This window comes from Solidesulfovibrio alcoholivorans DSM 5433 (assembly GCF_000702665.1).
GTDB lineage: Bacteria > Desulfobacterota > Desulfovibrionia > Desulfovibrionales > Desulfovibrionaceae > Solidesulfovibrio > Solidesulfovibrio alcoholivorans.
On sequence record NZ_JNJA01000002.1, the window covers coordinates 237573 to 259842 of the forward strand.

General features: G+C 68.9%; 15 protein-coding genes and 1 pseudogene. 13 read left to right on the forward strand and 3 right to left on the reverse strand.

What is annotated here, in order from left to right; translation table 11 throughout:
• Nucleotides 1-5 precede the first annotated feature (5 nt).
• The 3 genes and pseudogenes from Q368_RS0104355 to Q368_RS27375 form a co-directional block, all read left to right on the forward strand.
• Nucleotides 6-1166, forward strand: coding sequence for an efflux RND transporter periplasmic adaptor subunit (locus tag Q368_RS0104355; protein WP_245611292.1), 1161 nt, complete (start codon nt 6-8; stop codon nt 1164-1166).
• On the forward strand, nt 1163-4267 hold the full coding sequence (locus Q368_RS0104360) for an efflux RND transporter permease subunit (RefSeq protein ID WP_029457603.1): 3105 nt from the start codon (nt 1163-1165) through the stop codon (nt 4265-4267). The genes Q368_RS0104355 and Q368_RS0104360 overlap by 4 nt, the downstream gene beginning before the upstream one ends.
• Nucleotides 4268-4303: 36 nt before the next feature.
• Nucleotides 4304-5143, forward strand: a pseudogene (locus Q368_RS27375) (HDOD domain-containing protein); the annotation flags it as partial.
• Between the two features lie 297 nt (nt 5144-5440).
• On the opposite strand, the gene Q368_RS0104365 reads toward Q368_RS27375, so the two are convergent.
• Entirely contained in the window at nt 5441-6388 is a 948-nt protein-coding gene (locus tag Q368_RS0104365) for a hypothetical protein (protein ID WP_029457605.1), read from the reverse strand.
• 207 nt (nt 6389-6595) lie between these two features.
• Here Q368_RS0104365 and ybgF point away from each other — a divergent pair, with 207 nt between their 5' ends.
• From ybgF to Q368_RS0104405, 7 genes are all read left to right on the forward strand, one after another.
• Nucleotides 6596-7741, forward strand: a complete 1146-nt coding sequence (gene ybgF, locus Q368_RS0104375; protein ID WP_043785142.1) for a tol-pal system protein YbgF — start codon at nt 6596-6598, stop codon at nt 7739-7741.
• Nucleotides 7738-9018, forward strand: a complete 1281-nt coding sequence (gene dprA, locus Q368_RS0104380) for a DNA-processing protein DprA (RefSeq protein ID WP_029457608.1) — start codon at nt 7738-7740, stop codon at nt 9016-9018. Before ybgF ends, dprA begins: the two co-directional genes overlap by 4 nt.
• A 13-nt stretch (nt 9019-9031) precedes the next feature.
• Nucleotides 9032-9472 carry a hypothetical protein gene (locus Q368_RS0104385; protein ID WP_029457610.1) on the forward strand — a complete coding sequence of 147 codons (441 nt, stop codon included), beginning with the start codon at nt 9032-9034 and terminating at the stop codon, nt 9470-9472.
• Nucleotides 9469-10308: an HDOD domain-containing protein gene (locus Q368_RS0104390; RefSeq protein ID WP_029457611.1), complete on the forward strand. Its 840-nt coding sequence runs from the start codon at nt 9469-9471 to the stop codon at nt 10306-10308. Before Q368_RS0104385 ends, Q368_RS0104390 begins: the two co-directional genes overlap by 4 nt.
• A 4-nt stretch (nt 10309-10312) precedes the next feature.
• Entirely contained in the window at nt 10313-11272 is a 960-nt protein-coding gene (locus tag Q368_RS0104395) for a GGDEF domain-containing protein (protein ID WP_029457613.1), read from the forward strand.
• Complete coding sequence (locus Q368_RS0104400; protein ID WP_029457614.1) at nt 11247-12209, forward strand: tyrosine recombinase; 963 nt, start codon at nt 11247-11249, stop codon at nt 12207-12209. The genes Q368_RS0104395 and Q368_RS0104400 overlap by 26 nt, the downstream gene beginning before the upstream one ends.
• 172 nt (nt 12210-12381) lie before the next feature.
• Nucleotides 12382-12882 carry a hypothetical protein gene (locus tag Q368_RS0104405; RefSeq protein WP_029457616.1) on the forward strand — a complete coding sequence of 167 codons (501 nt, stop codon included), beginning with the start codon at nt 12382-12384 and terminating at the stop codon, nt 12880-12882.
• Nucleotides 12883-13020: 138 nt separating this feature from the next.
• Here Q368_RS0104405 and Q368_RS0104410 read toward each other — a convergent pair whose 3' ends face one another.
• A complete protein-coding gene (locus tag Q368_RS0104410; protein WP_029457618.1) occupies nt 13021-15999 on the reverse strand; it encodes a PD-(D/E)XK nuclease family protein in 2979 nt (992 codons plus the stop codon).
• Complete coding sequence (locus tag Q368_RS0104415; protein ID WP_029457620.1) at nt 15996-19193, reverse strand: UvrD-helicase domain-containing protein; 3198 nt, start codon at nt 19191-19193, stop codon at nt 15996-15998. The genes Q368_RS0104410 and Q368_RS0104415 overlap by 4 nt, the downstream gene beginning before the upstream one ends.
• Nucleotides 19194-19485: 292 nt before the next feature.
• On the opposite strand from Q368_RS0104415, the gene cpaB reads away from it, so the two are divergent.
• Genes cpaB through Q368_RS0104430 form a run of 3 tightly spaced genes read left to right on the forward strand, consistent with a single transcriptional unit; the run spans nt 19486 to nt 22266 of the window.
• Nucleotides 19486-20385 (forward strand): Flp pilus assembly protein CpaB, encoded by a 900-nt coding sequence (gene cpaB, locus Q368_RS0104420; RefSeq protein WP_029457622.1) that lies wholly within the window; start codon nt 19486-19488, stop codon nt 20383-20385.
• A complete protein-coding gene (locus Q368_RS0104425) occupies nt 20372-21961 on the forward strand; it encodes a type II and III secretion system protein family protein (RefSeq protein WP_029457623.1) in 1590 nt (529 codons plus the stop codon). The genes cpaB and Q368_RS0104425 overlap by 14 nt, the downstream gene beginning before the upstream one ends.
• Before the next feature lie 32 nt (nt 21962-21993).
• Entirely contained in the window at nt 21994-22266 is a 273-nt protein-coding gene (locus Q368_RS0104430; protein ID WP_043785026.1) for a hypothetical protein, read from the forward strand.
• The last annotated feature ends 4 nt before the right edge of the window (nt 22267-22270 follow it).

The following is a 22270-nucleotide window of genomic DNA, read 5'->3' on the forward strand; positions in this document are numbered from 1 at the left end:
GCCGCATGTCGTTTACGCGCGCCGTCGTCCTGGCGCTTTCCGCGTTTGTGCTCTGGTCCTGCGGCGAAAGCGGCGACAAGGGCCGCAAGGGTGCCGCCCGTCCCGTGCCGGTCGTGGCCGTGCCGGCGAAAACCGAAACCCTGCCGCTGGTCGTGCGCGCCGTGGGCAATGTCGAGCCCATCGCCTCGGTCGCGGTCAAGCCGCAGGTGGGCGGGGCCATCGTCGCCCAGCTCGTGCGCGACGGGGCCGACGTGGCCAAGGGCGACCTGCTTTTCCGCATCGACCCCCGGCCGTACGAACTGGCCATCCGCGAATCCCTGGCCAAGCTCGACCGCGACAAGGCCCTGCTCGTCAAAGCCGAGGAAGACCTCAAGCGCTACGCCGAACTCAAGGCCAAAAACGTCGTGGCCCAAGGCCAGTATGACGAGACCTACTCCCAGGCCAAGACCCTGGAAGGCACCATCCGCCTCAACGAGGCGAACCTGGCCCGCTCCCGCCTGGACCTCGAATACACCGACATCCGCGCCCCAATCGCCGGCCGGGTCGGGTCCGTGCTGCTGACCGTCGGCAATGTGGTCAAGGCCAACGACGACCGGGTCATGTGCGTCATCAATCAGATAAGCCCCATCTTCATCTCCTTTTCCGTGCCCGAGCGCTACCTGCCGGCCATCCGCGCCCAGGTGGCCAAGGGCGGGCTGACCGTGACGGCCACCGCAGCCGGCGAGGAGAGCTTCCCGCCCGTGTCCGCCGCGCTTGCCTCGGTGGACAACGCCGTGGATTCCAAGACCGGCTCCATCCGTCTCAAGGCCATTTCCCAAAACGCCGACCACCGCCTCTGGCCCGGCCAGTTCGTGCGCGTGGGGCTCAACCTTGCAACCATTGCCGACGCCGTGGTCATTCCCACCCGGGCCGTCATGGACGGGCTCAAGGGACCCTATGTGTATGTGGTCGGGCCCGACGGCGTGGTGGACGCGCGCGTCATTACGTCCGGGGCCATCGTGGACGACCAGACGGTCGTGGAAAAGGGTCTCGCCGCCGGGGAAATGGTGGTGGTGGACGGCCAGGTGCGCCTGTCCCCCGGGGCCAGGGCCGAGGTCAAGCAGCCGGCGGGCGGGGCCGCGCCAAAGGACGCCGCGGCCAAGGCCAAGGCGGAGGCGGCGCAGTGAACCCGGCCGCGATTTTCATCACCCGGCCCGTCATGACCACCCTGGTCATGGCCGCGCTGCTCATCTTCGGCGTCATGGCCTACCTGAAACTGCCTGTTTCGGATCTGCCCAACGTCGATTTCCCCACCATCGAAGTCCGCGTCTCCCTGCCCGGGGCCAGCCCCGAGACCATGGCCAGCGCCGTGGCCAACCCGCTGGAAAAGCAGTTCTCCACCATCGCCGGCCTCGATTCCATGACGTCGATCAACTCCGTGGGTTCGACGCGCATCACCCTGCAGTTCGCCCTCGACCGCAACATCGACGCCGCGGCCCTGGACGTGCAGTCGGCCATGACCACCGCCGGCAAGGATCTGCCCGACGACCTGCCGTCGCCGCCGTACTTCCGCAAGGTCAACCCGGCCGACGCGCCCATCCTCTACCTCGCCATCTCCTCCGAGGTCATGCGCCTGTCCGACGTGGACGAATACGCCGAGAACATGATGGCCCAGCGCATCTCCATGGTGCCCGGCGTGGCGCAGGTCTCGGTCTACGGCTCGAAGAAGTACGCCGTGCGCATCCAGCTCGACCCCGAGGCCATGGCCGCCAAGGGCATCGGCGTGGACGAGGCGTCCGAGGCGGTCGCCAAGGGCAATGTCAACCTGCCCGTGGGCACGGTGTCCGGCCCGTCCAAGGAATACACCGTGCGCTCGAGCGGCAAGCTGCTCTCGGCCGCGGGCTACAAGCCGCTCATCGTCGCCTGGAGAAACGGCTCGCCGGTGCGGTTGTCGGAAATCGCCAATGTCACGGACTCCGTGGAGGAGACCCGGCGCTTCAATTGGTTTTCCGGCACCCCGGGCCTCGTGCTCGCCATCCAGCGCCAGCCCGGCACCAACACCGTGGAGGTGGTGGACGCCGTCAAGAGCCTGCTGCCACGCTTCCAGGCCCAACTGCCGGCCTCGGTCTCGCTCAAGGTGCTCTACGACCGCTCCGTGTCCATCCGCGAATCCGTGGCCGACGTGAAGTTCACCCTCGTGCTCACGGTGTGCCTCGTGATCATGGTCATCTTCCTTTTCCTGCGCAACATCCCGGCCACGGTCATCCCGAGCCTGGCGCTGCCCATGTCCGTGGTCGGCACCTTCGCCGCCGTGTACGTGCTGGGGTTCAGCCTCGACAACATCTCGCTCATGGCGCTCACGCTCTCCGTCGGCTTCGTCGTGGACGACGCCATCGTCATGCTCGAAAACATCGTGCGCCACATGGAGATGGGCAAAACGCCCCTGGCCGCGGCCATGGAAGGCTCGCGGGAGATCAGCTTCACCATCGTCTCCATGACCATCTCGCTCGCCGCCGTCTTTCTGCCGGTCTTTTTCATGGGCGGCATCGTGGGGCGGCTTTTCCACGAATTCGCCGTGACAATCATGGTCGCCATCCTCATCTCCGGCTTCGTGTCCATCTCGCTCACCCCCATGCTGTGCAACCTGGTGCTTTCGCCCCACGCGCACGTGCGCCACGGCGCGCTCTACAACGCCGTCGAACGGGGTTTCGACGGCCTGCGCGATTTCTACGAAACCACGCTGCGCCTGGTGCTCAGGCACCATTTTCTGACCTTTTGCGTCTCCGTGGCGCTGCTGTTCGTGACGGTCTGGCTCTTCCGGATCATCCCCAAGGGTTTTCTGCCGAGCGAGGACACGGGCCAGCTTCTCGTCACCACCGAAGCCGAGGAAGGCGTCGCGTTTTCGGCCATGATGGAGCGGCAAAAGCGGCTCAACGACGTGCTCCTCAAAGACCCGGATGTGGAGGAGTTCATGTCCGTGGTCGGTTCCGGCGGCCCCAACAACACCAACAACAACGGCCGCATGATGCTTTCCCTGAGGCCCCTGCACGAACGCAAGGACAGCGCGGATGCCGTCATGCAGCGGTTGCGCCGCGAGTTCGCCGAGGTGCCGGGGCTGCGCTCCTACCTGCAAAACCCGCCGCCCATCCGCATCGGCGGCCGGGCGAGCAAGGGCCAGTACCAGTTCACGTTGCAGGGGCCGGACACGGAAGAACTGTTCCGGGCCTCGGCCGCCTTTGAACAGAAAATGCGCGATGTCCCCGGCATCCAGGACGTGACATCGGATTTGCAGATAAAAAACCCCGAACTGCGCATCGACATCGACCGCGACAAGGCCTCGGCGCTCGGCATTTCGGCCTACCAGATTGAAAACGCCCTGGCCACGTCCTACGGCAACAGACAGATCTCGACGATCTACGCCACCGACGACACCTACCAGGTCATCATGGAGCTGGCCCCGCAGTATCAGGCCAATCCCGAGGCGTTGGCGCTCCTTTATGTGCGCTCCGCCGACGGCCAGCTCGTGCCCCTCGATACGCTCATTAAACGCGAAGTCGCCGTGGGGCCGCTTTCCGTGAACCATTCCGGGCAGTCGCCCGCAGTGACCATTTCCTTCAACCTGCGCCCGGGCGCGTCGCTCGGCAACGTGGTCGCGGCCGTGGAGGAGCTGGCGCGCCGGGAGCTGCCCGGCTCCCTCTACACGAGCTTCCAGGGCGAGGCGCAGGCGTTCCAGAGTTCGCTCACGGGCCTGTCGCTTCTGCTCGGCATGGCCGTGCTCGTGATCTACATCGTGCTCGGCATCCTCTACGAGAGCTTCATCCACCCGCTGACGATCCTCTCGGGCCTGCCTTCGGCCGGCGTCGGCGCGCTGGCCACGCTCATGCTCTTCGGCATGGACCTCAACATCTACGGCTTCGTCGGCATCATCATGCTGATCGGCATCGTCAAAAAAAACGCCATCATGATGATCGACTTCGCCCTGGAGGCCCAGCGCGGCCAGGGCCTGCCCGCGCGGCAGGCCATCTTCGACGGCGCGGTCACGCGTTTTCGCCCGATCATGATGACGACCATGGCGGCGCTCATGGGCACATTGCCCATCGCCCTGGGGTTCGGGGCCGGCGCGGCGGCGCGGCGGCCGCTCGGCCTTTGCGTGGTGGGCGGGCTCGTGGTGTCGCAGTTGCTCACGCTCTATTTCACGCCGGTCTACTACATCTACCTCGACGGCCTGCAGGACTGGCTCAAGCGGCGTTTGGGCCGGCGCGAGGCAAAGGCGGCGCGGGCGACATAGGGCGCCTGGGCGGGGGGTGAAATGGCCGTAGATATCATGCTTGTTGCGGCCGTTGCGCTCGGCGTCGGGATCGTCTTGTGGCTGGTGTTGCGCCGGGAGCGCGAATCGCCTCCCGAGTGGCGCGCCCCTGCCGGTTTCGGGGCCGATGCGCCCGAGACTCCCTCCGTTGCGGCGTACGGAGGCGCGGAGCAGTTCGAGGCCCGGCGATCGGCCGCCGCGCTCGATGCGTTGCTTCGCGAGGAGGATGCCGAGGCCCCCGGCGCGCCGGAACTCTTTGCCCTGCCGGGGCCGCCGTTGCCGCCACAGCTGGTCGCGGGACTCAAGCGCCTTTCGGCGGGAGCCGCCGGCGGCGAGGCGCTGCGCCGCCTGCAGAACCCTGACGTCAGCGCCCTGCAGCTTGCCGACGCCATCGCCGCCGATCCCGTGCTCACGGGCCATGTCCTCAAAATCGCCAACAGCCCGCTTTTCGGCCTGCGCGCCTCGGTGTCGAGCCTGCAGCAGGCCATCGGGACCATGGGTTTGACCAACCTGCGCATGCTCCTTTTCAGCGAGCTGCTGGAAAGCGCCGGAGCCAGGGCCGGGCTGGCCGCACCCCTGCGGCGGGAACTCTGGCCCCATCTCGGGGCCACGGCCGTGCTCGCGCGCCACATCGCCCCGGCCTTCCCCGGCCTGGACGCCGGAGCGCTCTTCACGGCCGGCATCCTCCACGACATCGGCCGGCTGGCGCTTTACGGCCCGGGCGATACGGCCTTTCTGGACGATCTCCGCGCGGAGACGGCGCGGTTCGGCGTCAACCATGCCGTGGCCGGCGGCGTCGCCTGCCGGGCGTTCGAACTGCCGCAAAGCCTGTGCGAAGGCGTGCGTCTGCACCATGTCGCGTTTTTCGTGGAGATGGAGGACCTGGACGCCGCCGTGGACGACATCCGGCTGGCCCTGGCCCTTGGCCTGGCCGACCGGCCCATTCTCTGGGAGAAGGCGGCGGGGGCATCCTGGACGAAGCGCCCCGGGAAACGATACCGCCCGTACTGGCGTCCTACCGTTTCCTCGTCCGTCCGGCGGTGTTGGGGAGTTGCCTGCGGGATCCCCGGCTCTACGCGGACCTTGCGCGCACGGACTCCCTGTTGCGCATGGGCACGCTCTGAAAAGCGCTTTTGCCGCAGGGGCGGTGGCGCGTCAGGGCAGGGCGGACAGGACTCCGGGGAAAAAGATCGCCGTGAGCCCGGCCAAAAGGCCGGTTGCGGCCATGATCGATGCGGCGAAGGCCCCGACGAGCATGAACTTGTGGCGCAGGGCGTTTTCCTGGGGCATGACCACGGCCGCGAAAAGCAGGGTGAGCAGGCTCCCCGTGCCGTAGAGGGCCACGGCGATGCTCAGGCGCGCGGACAGTTCGCCCACGAGCGGCAACAGCCCCACCACGATCCAGCCCATGGCGGCCAGGGCCAGGACCTGCCCGACGAAAGTCACGCGGGCCGCGAGGCGCAGGGTGAAGTTGTAATAGTCGCGGCCGAAATCGTCCTTGTTGCGCCGCCAGACCAGCCAGGCCCCGGTGTAGGCCCCGGCGAGGCTCAGCGACAGGGCGACGCCCTCGGCCAGGAAGCGCCAGAACAAGGAATTGCCGGGCGGCAGGAGAAAAAGCGCGTCCGCCGGGGCGGGCAGGCGCAGGGACAGGGGGCGCAGCATGGCGAGCCCCGCGTAGAAGGCGAGCCACAGGCAGGCCGTGGCGGCGAAGCCGATGCCGCCGTGCAGGGTTTTTTGCGTCTTGAGCCGCTGCCACAGCCCCCGGTAGCTCAAAAAGACCGCCGCGCCGGCCAGGATAGGCGCGGCAAGGGCGGCGGCGGGCCAGGGGATGGCGAGGAAGTACGGGGCCGCCGCAGGCGCAAGGCCATGAAGGGCGGCCAGGGCGGCGCACAGGACCACGAAAACCCACAGCCCCCCGAGCAGGGCGAAGGTCGCGGACTGCTGGCCGAATTTGTCGATGAAGATCTTGAGCCGCTTGACCTTGGCCAGGCCTGCGGCAGCGGTGATGGTGGGCACGCCGGCCACGGCCAGTGCCAGGCCGAGATGCGCGGCGCAAAGGATCATGACCGCCCAGAAAGCGGCGATGCGGGTGGCCTCGGGCATGGGGAGCATTCTCCTTGGGTCCACGGGGTTGGCGGCAAGGGCGCAGGACGCCTTGCCGACGGTTTTTGCCCTAATTCGGCCGTGGATGCAACAAAGCGGCCGCGCGCGGCGAGAGAGCGAGAATCGGCTTGCGCAAACAGGCCCGCTGACGTAATCTCGTTGGAAGTTGAAAGAGTTGGCATACGCTTCCACACCTTGGCGTCCATGATGGGAAAACGGCTCCATACTGCGGCGGTCCTTTGCCTCACCTGCCTGCTTTGCGCATGCGGGCCGGGCAATACGTTGCGCACGCCAAGCAGCGGCAGCGATGACTTTCGCCTCAAGGGCGTGGAATCCAACCTGGAGAAAACCCAGGACGAACTGAAGGAACTCAAGCGTCAGCAAGGGCAAAACGAGGCCGCCCTGGCCCGGTTGCAGCGCCAGGTCGGCGCGTTGGCCGCGGCGCTCAAGGCCAAGGGCCTGCCCGTTGCGGCCACGGAGCCCCAGGGCAGCGCCCTGGGCGTGGGGTTCGCCCACCCCGGCGCGACGGTCGGAGCCGAAACGCCGCCTGCCCCGGCCGGAGAGCCCGCGCAACCGCCGCAACTCGCGCAACCGCCCGAACCGCCCGTTGCCTCCCGGCCCGAGCCTCCCGCTGCGCCGCCCACCGGACCGGAAGCGGTGCACGGCATCCCCATGCCGGCGCCCGCCGTGCGCAGCGCCGAAGCGCCCCCCGCCGCCGCGCGGGCGCAAGCCGCGCCCGTGCCGCCCAGGGACCGGCGCGCCATGGGCCGTGTCGCCCCGGCCACGCCCGAGGCGGCCATCGCCGCCGACCGCGCCGCCACGCCGCCCGCCCCGTCCGGGCCGTCCGCCACGGCCGCGCCGACGCCGTCGCCCGAAACTGCGGCGACGCCCGCTTCTGCCGAAACGCCACCAGCCGCGGCCAAGGCCGAGGCCGGCAAGGGCGGCCGTCCGGGAAGCCCGGCCGAAACCGCTTCCCCGGCCGAGAAAGAAGAATACAACCTGGCCCTGCAACAGGCGATCAACGGCAACGCCAAGGCGGCCAAGGCCGCTTTCGAGGCGTTCGCGACGGCCCATCCGACGAGCCCGCTCGCCCCGAGCGCCCTCTACTGGATCGGGGAGAGCGCCTACGCCGCCGGCGATTACAAGACGGCCACGGCGGATTTCGACAAGGTGGCCAAGGGCTGGCCCGGGCACAGCAAGGCCGCCGATGCCCTGTACAAGATGGCCATGGCCCAGGAAAAGGCCGGCGACGTCCCCGCCGCCCGGGTCACGCTCGAACGTTATCTCAAGGACTATCCCGACGCGGAGCTGGCCTCCGTGGTGCGCCAGAAACTGCAAACCCTGCCCAAATGACCACGGATGCCGTCGCCCCGCCCCCTGTCGCACCGGTCGGCCCTGTCGGCTGGACGGGCGATGCGGCCTTTCTGGCCGAACTCGAAGCCAGCCTGCGCCTGCGTCATGCCCCGGGCATCGGCCCCCGGACCTGGAAGCGCATTTTCGAGCGCTACGATTCGGCCGTGGCCGCCCTGGACGATGTCCGTTCCTTCGGTCCGCAGGGCCTTTGCGACGACGCGGCCGCCGGAGCCCTCGCCCGCGGCGCGTCCACGCCTGCGGCGCGGCGCGAAATGGAGGCGGCGGCCCAAAAGGGCCTGCTCCCCATTCCCTATTTCCATCCCGCCTATCCGGCGCGGCTGCGCGAACTGCCCGACCCGCCGGCGGCGCTTTACGTCGTCGGCGACGCGCGCCTGCTCTCCGGGCCGTGCGTGGCCATGGTCGGGGCCAGGCAGTGCTCGCGCTACGGCTTCGCCCAGGCCCACGAGATCGCCGCCGGGCTGGCCGCGGCCGGCATCACCGTGGTTTCGGGGCTGGCCTTCGGCATCGATCGCCAGGCGCACCTGGGCGGCCTGACCGGCCCCGGACGTTCCCTTGCCGTGTGCGGCACGGGGCTCGACCTGGTCTATCCCGACGCCAACCTGGACGTGTGGCGCGCGCTTGCCGCCTCCGGCGCGGTGGTCAGCGAATTCGCGCCCGGCACGCCGCCCCAGGCGCAGAATTTCCCCATCCGCAACCGCATCATCGCCGGGCTGTCCCTGGGCGTCCTGGTCGTGGAGGCGGCGGCCCGTTCGGGCAGCCTCATCACCGCGCGGGCGGCCCTGGAGCAGGGCCGCGAAGTGTTCGCCATGCCCGGGCCCGTGAATCTGCCGAGCTTCGCCGGCTGCCATGCGCTGCTCGCCCAGGGCGCGCGGCTGGTGCAGACGGCGGACGACATCGTGGCCGCCCTGTCCCGGGAGCTCGCCGGCTTCGTGGCCGCGCCCCGGGCCGCGCCGCCCGTGGCCGTACGGCCGGCGGCCCGCCCCGCAAGCGGCTCCCCGCCGTCCGCGCCGCCGCCTCGCCCCCCGAAAGAGCCCTCGCCGCCGCAAGCGTCCGCGCCGCCGCCGGACGCCTCCGACCTGGGGGGGCTGGAGGCCGACGTGTTCGCCCTGCTCGGCGAGTCCGGCCGGCTGCACATCGACGCGCTGACCACGCGCCTGTCCGCCGCATCCGGTGCGGTAAGCCGCGCCCTGGTCCTTTTGGAACTCAAGGGACTTGTGCGGAAATTGCCGGGCATGTACTACACGAGGGACGCGTAAGGACAGGCAGCCCATGCAGAAAATCCCCCTCGACCTGGCGCGGCCGGGCATGATCCTGGCCAAGCCCGTGGCCCGGCCAGACGGTATCGCCGTGGCCGCGGCCGGCTCCGAACTTTCCGAAAGCCTGCTCGACCGCTTCGACTCCATGGGCGTGACCCACCTCGTGGTCGAGGGCGAGCCCGTGGCCCTGGACGGGCCGGCCGGTTCCTCGTCCTTCGACAAGCGCCTGGAGCGGCTGGACTACCTTTTCCGCAAATTTCCCGACGACAAGTGGATGGTCCAGATCCGCCGGCTGCTCGACCACTATTTCCGCATGAAGGCCGCGGCCAGCGCGGCCATGGTCGAGGCGGCCAAGGCTGCCAAGGTCGCCGCCGCGGCAGCAGCCGAAGCCGAGGCCGCCCAAGGGCCGCAAGGGGTCGAAGCGCCGGCCAAGGCCAGGGAGGCCGGACGATGAGCGAGGACCTGCGCACCGAGCGCAAGAACCGCATCCTGGCCGTGCGCGACCTGCCGACCCTGCCCAAGGTTCTCGACGAGGTCAGCAAGCTCGTCGAGCGCCCGGATTCCACCACCGAACAGGTGGCCAAGCTCATCAGCATGGACCAGGTGCTCTCGGCCAAGGTCCTCAAGATGGTCAACTCGCCGGTCTACGGCTTTCCCGGCCGCATCAGTTCCATCGGCCACGCCCTCGTGCTGCTCGGGTTCAACGTCCTGCGTTCGATTATCGTGTCCACCTCGGTCTTCGAGGTCATGACCGAGAACATGGTCGGGCTGTGGGAGCACAGCCTCGGCTGCGCCATGGCCTGCGGCGCCACGGCGCGCATGCTCGGCTTCAAGGACGCCGAGGAATATTCCGTGGCCGGGCTGCTCCACGACCTCGGCAAGGTCGTGGCCACGGTGCAACTGCCCGACCTCAAGCTCGAAATCGAGCGCGTGGTCACCGCGCGCGACCTTTTCTACCTCGAAGCCGAACGCGAGGTGCTGGGTTTCGGCCACGACCGCATCAACGCCTGGCTCGCCGACCACTGGAAGCTGCCGGCCAACATCAAGGAGGGGCTTTCCTACCATCACAAGCCCCATCTTGCTTCGCTGTATCCCGAGATGGCGAGCGTCGTGCATCTGGGCGATTTTCTGGTGCGCTCCTTCGAGTACGGCTTTTCCGGCGACGTCGGCGTGACCTACCTGCGCCCGGAAGCCCTGAAAGTCCTCAAGATCAAGCCGGCGGATTTTGAAAAGCTCCTGGACCAGTTATGCGGCCAGTTCGTGGAGATCGCCGACCTGTCCTTCGCCTGAGCCCATGCCCGAACGCCCTCTTTGCCTGTTCACCAGGCCCCAAAAAATCATGGTCCTCAGCCCCGGAGAGGAGTTGGCCGCGCTTTTCGCCGTCGCCTTTTCCCCGGCCGAGGTCGAGGTCATGGCCCTTGCGCGCGGTCGCGGGGCCGTGGAGACGCTTTTCATCGACCCGCCCGACCTGCTGGTGGTGGACGCCGCCCTTGCCGACCTCCCGGGGCTCGAACTCGTCGCCATGGTCAAAAGCGAAAACGTCTACCGCCAGTTGCCCGTGGCCTTCGTCATGGACGAGGCGGCGCTCGTCGAGGACATCGACTGGTGTGCGGCCGAGGTGGACGAGCTGCTGACCCGCCCCCTGACCGCGCCCATGCTGCGCGCCCGCATCAGCCTGACCCTGGCCCGGGCCTCGCGTTCACTGGACGCCAACCCCCTGACCAAGTTGCCGGGCAACACCTCCATCATCGGCCGCATCCAGGAGCGCATCGAGCGCAAGGAGGATTTCGCGCTGGCCTACGCCGACCTCGACTATTTCAAGTCCTTCAATGACAAGTACGGCTTTTCCCGGGGCGACGAGGTGCTCATGATGACGGCGCGCATCATCGTCAACACCGTGCGCGCCGTGGGCGGGGCCAAGGCCTTTGTCGGACACGTGGGCGGCGACGATTTCGTCTTCATCCTGCCTGTCGACCAGGTGGAAGCGGCCTGCCAGGCCGTGGTGCGGAGCTTCGACGACATCGTGCCGCATTTCTACGACGCCGACGACCGCGAGCGCGGCTTCATCCAGTCCGTGGACCGCGAAGGCAACCGCCGTTCCTTTCCGCTCATGGCCATTTCCATCGCCGTGATCTTCAACCGGGACGGGCGGTTGACGCACTACGGCGAGGCCTCCCAGATGGCCATGACGCTCAAGAAGAAAGCCAAGGAAAATCCCCGGAGCTGCTATGTCCTCGACAAGCGGCAGTACTGACGCCGCCGCGCCCGTCCGTCCGGCAACCGTGGCGGCCTACCTCGACCATCTCGCCGTGGCCAAGGGCTACGCGCCGGCGACCATCGCCGCCTACGGCGAGGATCTGCTCCAGTTCGAGGCGTATCTCGCCCGTAGCGGCCTGACGCTCGCCCGGCCCGGCGAGGTGACGCGCGTGGAGGCCCGGGGCTTTCTCGCCGAACTGCACCGTCGCCGCGAGGCCAAGACGTCCATGGGCCGCAAACTCTCGGCATTGCGGGGTTTTTACGTCTTCATGCGCCAGAAGAAGCTGGCCGCCGCCGATCCCCTTTCGGGGCTTAAAAATCCCAAGCCGGAAAAGCGCCAGCCCCGGGCGCTCAATGTGGACGAGGCCGTGGCGCTCGTTTCGCCCAAGGCCGCGAGCCCCCATGCCGACGGCTCCATCGCCTCCTGCCGCGACCTGGCCCTGGCCGAGCTGCTCTACGGTTCGGGGCTGCGCGTCAGCGAAGCGGTGGGACTTGATGTCAATGACGTGGACCTGTCCCAGGGCATCGTGCGCGTGCTCGGTAAGGGCTCCAAGGAGCGCCTCGCGCCCGTCAGCGACGCCGCGAGAAAGCGCCTGCGCGAGTACTCCATGCGCCGGGGCGAGCTCGTGACCGCGCCGGCGGAACAGGCCTTTTTTCTGGGCGCGCGCGGCGGCAGGCTCGACCGGCGTCAGGCGGCGCGCATCCTCGACGCTATGGCGAGGGAGGCGGGCATTGCCCAGCACACGCACCCGCACATGCTGCGCCACAGCTTCGCCACCCACCTGCTCGAGTCCGGGGCAGACCTGCGCAGCGTCCAGGAACTGCTTGGCCACGAACGCCTGAGCACGACCCAGCGCTACACCCACCTGGAACTCGCCCGCATCATGCGCGTCTACGACAAGGCGCATCCGCGCTCGGACGAGTCGAAGTCCTAGAGGCCTTTGGCGAGAGGACGGCCCTGACATCGGGCAGAGGATCGACCTACGCCAGAAATGCAAGGCTATTGCGGCGTCGTTTCTTTTATGACACCTTGCCGCCGGGTGTGTTTCCATATAAGAACAGGGACGCCAGCGCTTCACAAAACACAGCCACGCCCAGGGGGACTTCATGATTCGCCGCATGCTGCCAGTCGTCTGTCTGCTCGTTCTTTTATGCGCCGCAACGGCCGTCGCTGGCGGCTTCGATTGCGTCAAACCGCCGTACGGCGCACCGATGGACTCCATCAACGACAATGACTACTTCGTGAAGTTCATGGAGAAGAGCGGGGTCGCCTATTACAATTACACGGGCCCCTGCAAGCTCGGCGTACACGAGCGTCTGGCTCCGGTCATCGTCTACGGTGTCGTGGACGGCAAGCTCTACAGCCGCATCATGAAGACCGAGCACGACGACATCGAGATCATTAAGACCGTCACGACCAAGCTCGCCGGCACGCCGCAGACGGCCCATGAAGGCGAATGGCTGGTCATGAGTTGGGATTTTCCGGAAAAGAAGATCAAGATGAAGCTCAAGTACGACGAGAAGACCAAGGCCACCAAATCGGCCATCTACTACGAGCCCCTGCGGCCCAAGGCCGTCGCCGCTCCCGAGGAATCCCTCGAGAAATAGCCGTCTCCCGTCATTACGACCTCCGCGAGCTTCTTCCCCCCCCTTTGGGGAGGTCCAGGAGGGGATCATCCCCTCCTGGCCGACGGAGGCATTCTCCCCTCTCTCCCTCTCCCTTCTTCTCCTTTCTCCCCCCCACCCTCAGCGCATGGCCGCGCCGCAGGCGGGGCGGTAGTCGCAATAGGCGCAGCGCCGGGGTTCCGGGCGGGGCGCGAAGGATGTCGCCGTGGCGAGGTGGCGCAGCAGGAACGTGAGCAGCTCCGGGATGCGCCGGGCGATGGCCTCCTCGCGCAGGGCGGGGTCGCAGCGCGGTCCGAACAGCGGTTTTTCCTTCCCTGTTTCGCGCAGTTCCACGAACACCGCATCCGCCGGGGCTTCGCCGCGCGAGGCGGCGTAGAGCCAGCAGTAGAGCGGCAGTTGCACGCTCGGGAAGCGTACGGCGGCTTCTTCGAGCAACTCCGGCGCGTCGGGCGTGCCGGGGGTGCCGTGGTATTCGCCCAGGCGCGCGAAAAACGCCGCGTCGGCCCAGACGTCCGCGGGCACGCCCGAGACGCCGCCGGTCTTGTAGTCCACGATGACCACGCCTTCCTCGCGCCGGTCCACGCGGTCGGCCCGGCCGGTGAGCAGGCAGGTGCGGCCGCCGCTGTCGAGGCTTGCCGCCAGCTCCGTCTCGAGGAAAAGCGGCGTGGTGCGGGGCAGCGCGCCGGCCATGGCCCCAAGGCGCGCCCGGGCCGCGCGCACGAGGAGCAAGCGGCCGTCCGGGGGCAGGGCGGCGAAGGCCGCGTCGCCCTGCGCGCGCGCCTCGAACAGGTCGCCGAGCGCCGTGGCGCTTAAATCCGCCGCGTCGATGTCGCGCCCGAGCAGGGGCGTGAAAAATTCCCGCAACGTCTCGTGCGCGAGCACGCCAACGGCCGCCGGGTCGCCTTCCTCGGCCACCTCGGCCAGGGGGGCCAGCGGCGTCAGGTACTTGTAGAAAAAGCGCAGCGGGCAGGCGAGGTAGGCGTCGAGGAACGTGGCCGAGATTTTGCCCTCCAGGCAGGCGGCGCGCCGCGCGGCCACGGCCGGGGTGACGGGCATGGCCGCATCGGCCTGGGGGATGGGGCAAAGGGGCAGGTGAATGAGCGAAACCGGTGGTTCACCCGGGGCGAGCACCCGGCCCAGGCGCTTTTCTTCCTCCCAGAGCAATTGTTCCACGTAGCGGCTGCGGCTGGGCTTGGCCTCTTCGAACAACCCCGCCCCGGGTGCGCCCGTGCGGTAAAGGAGCGTGATCTCCTCGGCTCCGAAAAAGAGCCGGTAGATGTTGTAGGCCGCGACGAGGTCGCGCTCCCGGGCGTCGGGCAGGGAGAGCAGCCGGCGCAGGGGGTCGGGCAGCAGCGGCTCGTAGGGAGCGCTTCCCGGCAGTTTGTCCTCCACGGCGTCGAGGACGTAGATGCGGCGAAAGGACAAGAGCCGTGTTTCCAGCACGCCGAGCACCTGCAGGCCGGTGAGCGGCTCGGCCTCGAAGGGCGCGCGCTCGTCGGCGACGAGGCGGCGCAGCAGGGAAAAAAGCGTGTCGCGGGGCAGGACCGCGTCGGCCAGGCGGCCGTCGGTGAGCGCCGGGACCACGGCGCTGGCCAGGCGGAAGAGGCACTCGGCGTCGATGAGGAAGCGCTCCCAGGCGTCGCCGCAACGCCCGGGGTCGAGCAGCAGCGCGCACAGTCCGGCCACGGCGCGGCCCAGTGCGCGCGGCGTTTCCACGTTCTCGAAAGCGGTGAGGCACGTTTCGAGGGCGAGGCGGCACAGTTCCTGGGCTTCGGGCGTGGGCGGCGTGCGCGGCTCGCCGGCGGCCTCGGGCGAAAAGGGATCGACAAAGGCCCCGCCCTGGCGCAGCGCCGCCTCCATGTCGTGGAAGAGGGCCCGCAGCGGTGCGTCTTCGCCTACGCGCAGCATTTTGAGGTAGGGGTGGCGCAGCAGGGCGACGAGTTCCTTCCAGTGGTAGCGGCCCGGGCGCAACGCCGTTTCCTGGAGGGTGAGGATGTTTTCCAGAAGCCGCGCCAGGGCCGAGCGGGAAAGCGGATAGCCCATGGAGATGTTGACGTCCTTTCGCGGCAGGATGTGCAGCACCGGGGAGAGCAGGCCCGTGTCCGGCAGGATGATGGCCGTGTCCTCGAGGTCCGGGGCTTCGGTCAGGCAGGTTTCCAGGGCCATGAGCTGTGCGTGGAGGTCGTGACCTTCGAAGAACCGCAGCTTTTTCGAGGAAAGGTTGGCGGCATCGGCGTCGAGCACGAGGGTCGGGCGGTCCCGGCCGGCCTTGGCGCGCGTGCGCTTGGGGCGGCCGTCGGCCAGGACCACGGCGCGGGCGCTCAGTTCCCCGAGCCAGCGCCGCTGCTCCAGGCAGGCGAAATGCACCCGTCCGGCGGGATCGGCCAGGGCCGGGTCGCCGTGCCAGAGCATCTCCAGGTTGCCCTGCCGCCACAGGGCGGCGAAGAGCGCCTTTTCCGCGCCCGAGGGAATGGCGAAGCCGCAGGCGAAAAGGGTCTTGTCCGCGAACCGGGCCGCGGCCTCGCGCGCGTTTTCGGCGGCAAGGGCCAGGCACAGTCCGGGCGTGGCCAGACCTTCGCGCATCAGGCGCTCGCGGTAGCGGGCGTGGATGGTCCCCAGGCGCGAGAGCAGGGCGGCGGCCGGCGGCATGACCTGCCCTTCCAGGTGGGCGAGGTCGCGGCCGGGCACGTTGTGGCGGAAAAGTTCCTCCATGCGTTCGGAGAGTTCCATGCCCCAGGGGAAAAAGCGGGCCATGTCCGCGGGGAAGTCCCCGGGCTTGTCCGTTTCCGCGGTGATTTCGCGCACGATGTCGTAGAGGATGGCCACGCGGTCGAGCACGTCGAGCATCACGGGCGGGGAGGGGGCGAACGATGCGCCGATGCCCGCGGCCCAGTCGCCGACGGCGGCGATTTCCGGCAGCAGCAGCGGTTTGTCGAGCCCGGGCATGGCCGCGAGCCGGTCGCAGAGGTGCCGGGCGGCCCGGCGCAGGGGGAAGATGACGAGCGTGTTCGAGAAGTCGCCGTTCGTTGCGGCCACGAGTCGCCGGGCCACGGCGCCGAAGAATTCCTCGGTCCAGGGGATGACGCCGACGGGCTTCACGAGGCGGCCTCCACCGGGCGGCAGGCCCGTCTGTCGAGATAGAGGAGATAGCCCCGGGCGGGCAGGGTGGCGCGGCCGGGCAGGGCGCGGGCCAGGGCGAGATAGCGCCCGACCTGGGTTGCGTGGGCCGGGTCTTCGTGGCCGGTCTTGAAGTCGAGGATCACTGTTGCTTCCTTGCCGCAGTAGAGGAGGTCGGGCCGGTGGCGGCCGCCTTCGGCGTCGAGCAGTTCGCGTTCGGGCAACCCCCACGCCAGGGCGTCGCGACATTCGGGCAGCCCGGCCAGCCACAGGAGCATGTCGGTGAACTGCGCGGCGAGGGTTTCCCGGTGTCCGGCCGGCAGGCGCGCGCCGCCAAGGGCCGCGAGCACCGCGCGCTGCGCCGCCGGGGCAGGATCGCCGGCATCAAATCCCGCACGCACGAAGGTCTCGGCGGCCAAGTGGGCCAGTTCCCCGCGCCTCGCGTCACTCAGGGCCATGGAGGCCAGAATGTCGCGGGCCATGTTGCGATAGACCTTGAGGCGCGGCAGCCAGGCCATGGGCGCGTCCGGATGCACGTTTTCCGCCGCGTCCCGCGCGCCCGGGGCCGGCGCGGGGCAGGCGGGAGGCGGCGGGGGCGCGGCGGCGGGCAACTCGCCCAGGCGGAGGGGGCCGGCGTCGGCCGGGTCGTGGCCGAAGGCGGCGAACAACACGGCCAGCGCCCGGGGCAGGGGATAGCGGGCGTCCTCGCGCAGCTTGCCGTGGCCGGGCACGAAGGCGTGCAGCTCGATTTCCGGCCGCGTCCAGGCGACGTAGAGCAGATGCACCTGCTCGGCGAGCTCGCGCGCCCGGCGCAGGGCGTGCTCCGGTCCCAGTCCCGGCTGGTCCGGGGCCAGGATCGCGCCCTCGTCCATGGTCGCGGCCATGAGCTCGCCCGGCCCGGCGCGGCCGGCGAAATGATGGAAGGGCACGACCACGGCCGGGAACTGGAGACCCTTGGCCTTGTGGATGGTCATGATGCGCACGGCGTCCACGTTTTCCGGCTGCGGCACCTTCTCGTCGTCGCCGAGCGTGTTCCAGAAATCCAGGAAGGCTGAAAGGGAGCCATGCCCCCGGCTTTCGGCCAGGTGGGCGATCTCCAGGAAACGGCGCAGGAAGGCCGCGTCGCCGGGGCGGCGGGAGAGCAGGCGGTATCCGGTCACGATTTCGCGCAGCATGTCGTAGGGTCCGGCCAGGCCCGTCTGGCGCAGGTAGGGCTTTATCAGCCGTTCCCAGGGCTCGGGAAAACGCGCGGCAAAGGCCAGGGACAGGGAGGCGCGCGGCGGCAGCGTCGCCACCCAGTCGGCCAGGGCTTCGCGGGAGACGCCCGAGACGTCGCCGAAGAGCTCCTTGCCGGAGACGAAGGCGAAAAAGGAAAGGTTGTCCGGCGGATAGTCCAGGAAGGCGAGCATGGCCGCGAGCTGGCGGATGAGCGGATGCGCGGCCAGGCGGAGGCTGTTTTCCGTGACCACGGGCACGCCGGCCTCGATCAGCCACGAGGCCACGCGGCCGGCCTGGGTGTTGGAGCGGGTGAGCACGGCCACGCCGCCCGCGCCGTGGCGGGGGAGCAGTTCGTTTGCAAGGAGCGCCAGCAGTGTTTCCCGCGCCTCTTCCTCGTAGGCCCCGGGCGAGGCGGCATTGAGCGCCGTGACGCGCACGTGGCCGCCCGCGCCGGGCTTGTCCGGCGGGAGCTTTTGCGCGGTGTCGGCAAAGGCGCGGGACAGGCCCGCGGCAAGGTGCGGCACGGCCTCCTCGAGGGCTTCCCCGAGCAGGGCCGCGGCCGCGTCCCGGGCGACGTCGGGATCGGCCAGGGCGGAAAAGAAACGGTTGTTGGCCGCGACCACTTCCCGGGAACTGCGCCAGTTGACGGGCAGGGTCTGGCGGAACACGTCGGCCATGCGGCACAGTTCGGGGTCCTCCGGGGCGGCGTCGAACAGGGCGGCGTCGCCGCCGCGCCAGCCGTAGATGGCCTGCTTCACGTCGCCGACGAGGTAGAGGCTGCCGCCGCGCGCCAGGCATTCGATGGCGAGCAGGCGCAGGACGTCCCATTGCTCGGCGGCCGTGTCCTGGAATTCGTCGATGAGGATGTGCGCGAGTCCAGCGCCCAGGCGGCACCAGGCGTCGGGCACGCCCTCGTCCCCGGCGAGCCGTCCGGCCACGAGGCGCGGCCACAGCACGTGGGGCAGCACGCGCATCTGGGTGAGGTAGGCCGGGAAATCCTCGGCGAAGCGCCCGGCCAGGCCGATGAAGGGCGTGAGCCCCATGGCCGCGCGCAGAAGCGGCAGCTCGCGCAGGCACGTGGCGTGGGCCGTGCGCAGGGCCGCAAACAGGGCGTCGAGCTCGGGCGTGACCGCGTCGCGGCTGGTCTTGAGCACGCAGGCGGCGAGTTCGGGTTTGGCGGCGAAGGCAGAACGCGGCGGCGCGTCGGCCTGGTCGCCCTCGCGGCAGCGGCGCAGGAAGGTCGTGAAATGGGACGAGCCCTGGACGCCGGCCGCCTGCATGGCGGCCAGAAGCGCGCCCGCGGCCAGGGACAGCTCGCCCAGGCGGCGCTCGAGGCCCAGGCGCAGCGCCTCGGGAGCGGCGGCTTCGCCGGGCAGCGGCGCGGCGAGCAGCTTGCCGGCCACGGCCTTGGCCCGCTCCCGGAAGCGGCGCAGGGGGAAAAAGCCCGGGGCGTCGCGCAAAAGCGTCGCGGCCGCGTCGGCGAAGCCCTTGGCCAGGGCCGGGTCCTCTGGCAACTGCGCGGCCAGGCGGTCGTAGAGGGCGTCGAGGATGTCGGAAAGGTCGAAGGCCGGCTCGAAATCCGGGCGCAGGCCCAGTTCCAGGGCGAAGACCCGGGCCAGCAGGAACAGCAGGCTGTCGATGGTGCGGATGTTGAGGCGCTCGGCGTGGATGAGCAGGTCTTCGAGCTCGTCGCGCGCCTTGCCGCGCGAGGCGGCGTCCGCGCCCCCGAGCCCGAGCGCCAGGGCCTTGAGCCGGCCGAGCACGCGTTCGCGCATCTCGGCGGCGGCCTTGTTGGTGAAGGTCACGGCGAGGATCTCGGGCAGGGCGTAGCCGGATTCGAGGCTGTCGGCGCAGGCGCGCGGCAGGTCGCGTGCGGCCCGCAGGGCCAGGGAAATGAAGCGTTCGGTCAGGGCGTGGGTCTTGCCCGAGCCGGCCGAGGCCTTGACCTGGATCAGCATGGGGAGGCTCCTTTGGGGCGTATGCCAGGGTACCTCCGGCGCGCCCGGCCGGCAACCGTTTCGAGGACGCTCTTTTGGCAGGATTTTTGCTTTGAAGGGAATGCCCCGCCGTGTCTCCCCGGCGGCCCGGAATCGCGATGCGGCGGATCGGCCCGGCAGACGCGGGCGATCCGGCTTCCGGGCGCGGAGCGCGGATCGGGAAGGGACGGGGAGGAGTAACACCGTTTAATAAAGTTGCATGCGCCGTGCATCCGGCGTCCCGGGAAAAGGGGGCGCGCAGGGCGGAGGCCCCATGAAGTCCAAGGCGATACCGCACATGATTCTGGCCGTGATCCTGGCCCTGGTCGCCGGGGGGCTGACCATCCGCTGGCTCGCGTCGTTTCGCGGCCAGGCCGGGCCGGCCAAGCCCGCGCCCGTGACGCGCAAGGTCGAGGCCCTGGTGGCCTCCCGGGCCATTCCCAAGGGGGCGCGCCTCGATGCCGGCATGGTGCGGCTCAAAGGCTTCGAGGCCGACGCCGTGCCCACCGGCGCGTTTCGCGAAGCCTCCGACGCCGTGGGCCGGATCACGGCCCGCGAGATTTCCCCGGACGACCCCATCACCCCGGACAAGCTCCTGCCCAAGGGAGCCACGAGTGGCGGCCTTGAAGCCGTGGTCGAGCCCGGCAAACGCGCGCTGACCGTCAAGGGCTCCAAGATCATGGGCTCGGGCGGGCACATCACCCCGGGCAGCCGTGTGGACGTGCTGGTCACCTATTCCCAGCCCGGCAAGACCGACGCCAAGATCAACAAAGTCATCCTGGAAAACGTGCTCGTGCTGACCGCCGGCGCGGAGCTCGAGGCCAGGGTCGGCAAGGACGGCCGCGAGGAACTGGCCAACACCGATTTCTTCACGCTCATGGTCACTCCCGAGGAGGCCGAGCGTCTGGCCCTGGCCGCCGACCTCGGCAGCATGCACCTGGCGCTGAGAAAGCCCGGCGACGAGGATGTGGTGCAGACTCCCGGCGCGGACGTGGAAAAAAGCCTCGGCGCATTCTCCGCCGCGCCCGCAGAAGCCGCCGCGCCCGAACCGGAACCCGGGCCCGAAGGCGCGGGCTATACCGTGGAAATCATCCGGGGCACCGAGCGGGAGCGCGTGAACCTCGACAGCCTGTCCCCCCCCCCGGCAAAGGAGAATCCCCATGGCCAGCCGTAAATTCGCCTGGAGCGCAAAGGCCCTGGCGTGCCTGCTGGTCGTCACCGTCACCGGCCTGGCCTACGCCGCGCCGGGAGGTGTGGCGCCCGTGGCCGTCAAAAGCGCGCCGCGGCTTGCCCTGACCATCGGCAAGTCCGTGATCCTGCGCAGCGACGCCGACATCGCCCGCGTGTCCGTGGCCCAGCCCGAAGTGGCCGATTTCGTGCTGCTCTCGCCGCGACAGGTCTACGTCACCGGCCGCGCCCCGGGCGTGACCAACTTGACGCTCTGGGACAAGGGCGACAAGATCCGCGCCGTCTACGACCTGGACGTGGCCCCGGACATCACGCGCCTTAAGCGCATGCTCCACGACATCATGCCCGGCGAGCCCGGCATCGAGGTCATGGCCAGCCAGGACTCCATCGCGCTCTCCGGCACGGTGCGCGACGCCGACAACCTCAAAAAGGCCCTGACCCTGGCCGAGGTCTACGCGCCGAAAAAGGTGCTCAACCTCATGTCCGTGGGCGGCGTGCAGCAGGTCATGCTCGAGGTGCGCGTGGCCGAAATGGCCAAGTCCGTGGTCAACCGCATGGGCATCAACTTAAATGCCGTGGGCGACGGCAATTTCGCCTATACTCTCATCGGCAGCCTCTCCTCCGTGGCCTCGGGCATGTTCAACGTCGATACCGTGAGCAACGCCTACCAGTACGTGACCATCAACAGCTCCTCCTCTTCCGACGGGAGCAGCAGTTCCTCGAGCTCTACCAGCGCGCCGATCCAACTCACCTACCGCGAGTTCAGCCCCTCCACCAACAAGGCCACGATGACCATGAACCAGGGCACGGCCGTGGCGCGCTGGAATACCAACTGGGGCGGCGCGGGCAACACCGCGATGACCGCCGTGCTCGATCTGCTCAAGGAAAACGGGCTGGTGAAGATACTGGCCGAGCCGAACCTCGTCTGCCTCAACGGCCAGAGCGCGGACTTCCTGGCCGGCGGCGAGATTCCGGTGCCCGTTTCCGCGGGCCTCGGCACCACCTCCATCGAATGGAAGAAGTTCGGCGTGCAGCTCAACTTCACACCGACCCTTACCGGCGGCGACCGCATCAACCTCAAGGTCAGCCCCGAGGTGTCCAACCTCGACTACTCCCGGGCCATCACCATCAACGGCTCCACCGTCCCGGCGATCAACACCCGCCAGACCTCGACCACCATCGAGCTCAAAAACGGCCAGACCTTCGCCGTGGCCGGCCTTTTAAGCGAACAGTCCCGCAACTCCATGGACAAGTACCCCGTGCTCGGCGACATCCCGGTGCTCGGCAACCTGTTCAAGAGCTCCCAATTCCAGAAGGACCAGACCGAGCTCGTCATCCTCATCACCGCCCATCTCGTGAAGCCGCTCGACAAGAAGTCCGTGGTCCTGCCCACGGACTCGGCCCACGATCCCGACGATCTGGAGTTTTTCCTGGGCATCACCCGCGACGACGCCTCGAAGGCGTCCGCAGCGCCGCTCGTGACCGGTGCGGCCTCGCTGGACGGCGATTTCGGCCATGCCGTGCCCGTGGCCGCCGTGGGCAGGCCTCGGAGCGCGCAGTGAACCCGTCGCCCCGTCGCAAGAAGGAGACATCCATGAAACGCGTGCTGCCCGCCCTCGCCCTGGCCCTGGCCCTTTTTACCTGCGCCCTCGCCGGCTGCCAGGCCGAAAAGGAACGCACTTGGGATTACGGCAAGTCCTTCCACGCGATTTTCGAAAAACAGAAGCTCGATCCCGCCGCCGGCGACGATTCGCCCGTGGTCGGGCTTGACGGGACCAAGGCGGCCATGGCCTATGAACGGTACGAGCAGGCCAAGCCGTCGGAGAAGGACACGACGCCCAAACCCATTGTCTCCATAGGCAAGTGACCGG

What these genes read in the sequence shown, in the direction of transcription:
- Q368_RS0104365 (WP_029457605.1), bottom strand. Translation starts at nt 6,388, where the DNA reads ATGCCCGAGGCCACCCGCATCGCCGCTTTCTGGGCGGTCATGATCCTT.
- Q368_RS0104355 (WP_245611292.1), top strand. Translation starts at nt 6, where the DNA reads ATGTCGTTTACGCGCGCCGTCGTCCTGGCGCTTTCCGCGTTTGTGCTC.
- Q368_RS0104385 (WP_029457610.1), top strand. Translation starts at nt 9,032, where the DNA reads ATGCAGAAAATCCCCCTCGACCTGGCGCGGCCGGGCATGATCCTGGCC.
- cpaB (WP_029457622.1), top strand. Translation starts at nt 19,486, where the DNA reads ATGAAGTCCAAGGCGATACCGCACATGATTCTGGCCGTGATCCTGGCC.
- Q368_RS0104390 (WP_029457611.1), top strand. Translation starts at nt 9,469, where the DNA reads ATGAGCGAGGACCTGCGCACCGAGCGCAAGAACCGCATCCTGGCCGTG.
- dprA (WP_029457608.1), top strand. Translation starts at nt 7,738, where the DNA reads ATGACCACGGATGCCGTCGCCCCGCCCCCTGTCGCACCGGTCGGCCCT.
- Q368_RS0104415 (WP_029457620.1), bottom strand. Translation starts at nt 19,193, where the DNA reads ATGCTGATCCAGGTCAAGGCCTCGGCCGGCTCGGGCAAGACCCACGCC.
- Q368_RS0104425 (WP_029457623.1), top strand. Translation starts at nt 20,372, where the DNA reads ATGGCCAGCCGTAAATTCGCCTGGAGCGCAAAGGCCCTGGCGTGCCTG.
- Q368_RS0104395 (WP_029457613.1), top strand. Translation starts at nt 10,313, where the DNA reads ATGCCCGAACGCCCTCTTTGCCTGTTCACCAGGCCCCAAAAAATCATG.
- Q368_RS0104430 (WP_043785026.1), top strand. Translation starts at nt 21,994, where the DNA reads ATGAAACGCGTGCTGCCCGCCCTCGCCCTGGCCCTGGCCCTTTTTACC.
- ybgF (WP_043785142.1), top strand. Translation starts at nt 6,596, where the DNA reads ATGGGAAAACGGCTCCATACTGCGGCGGTCCTTTGCCTCACCTGCCTG.
- Q368_RS0104405 (WP_029457616.1), top strand. Translation starts at nt 12,382, where the DNA reads ATGATTCGCCGCATGCTGCCAGTCGTCTGTCTGCTCGTTCTTTTATGC.
- Q368_RS0104400 (WP_029457614.1), top strand. Translation starts at nt 11,247, where the DNA reads ATGTCCTCGACAAGCGGCAGTACTGACGCCGCCGCGCCCGTCCGTCCG.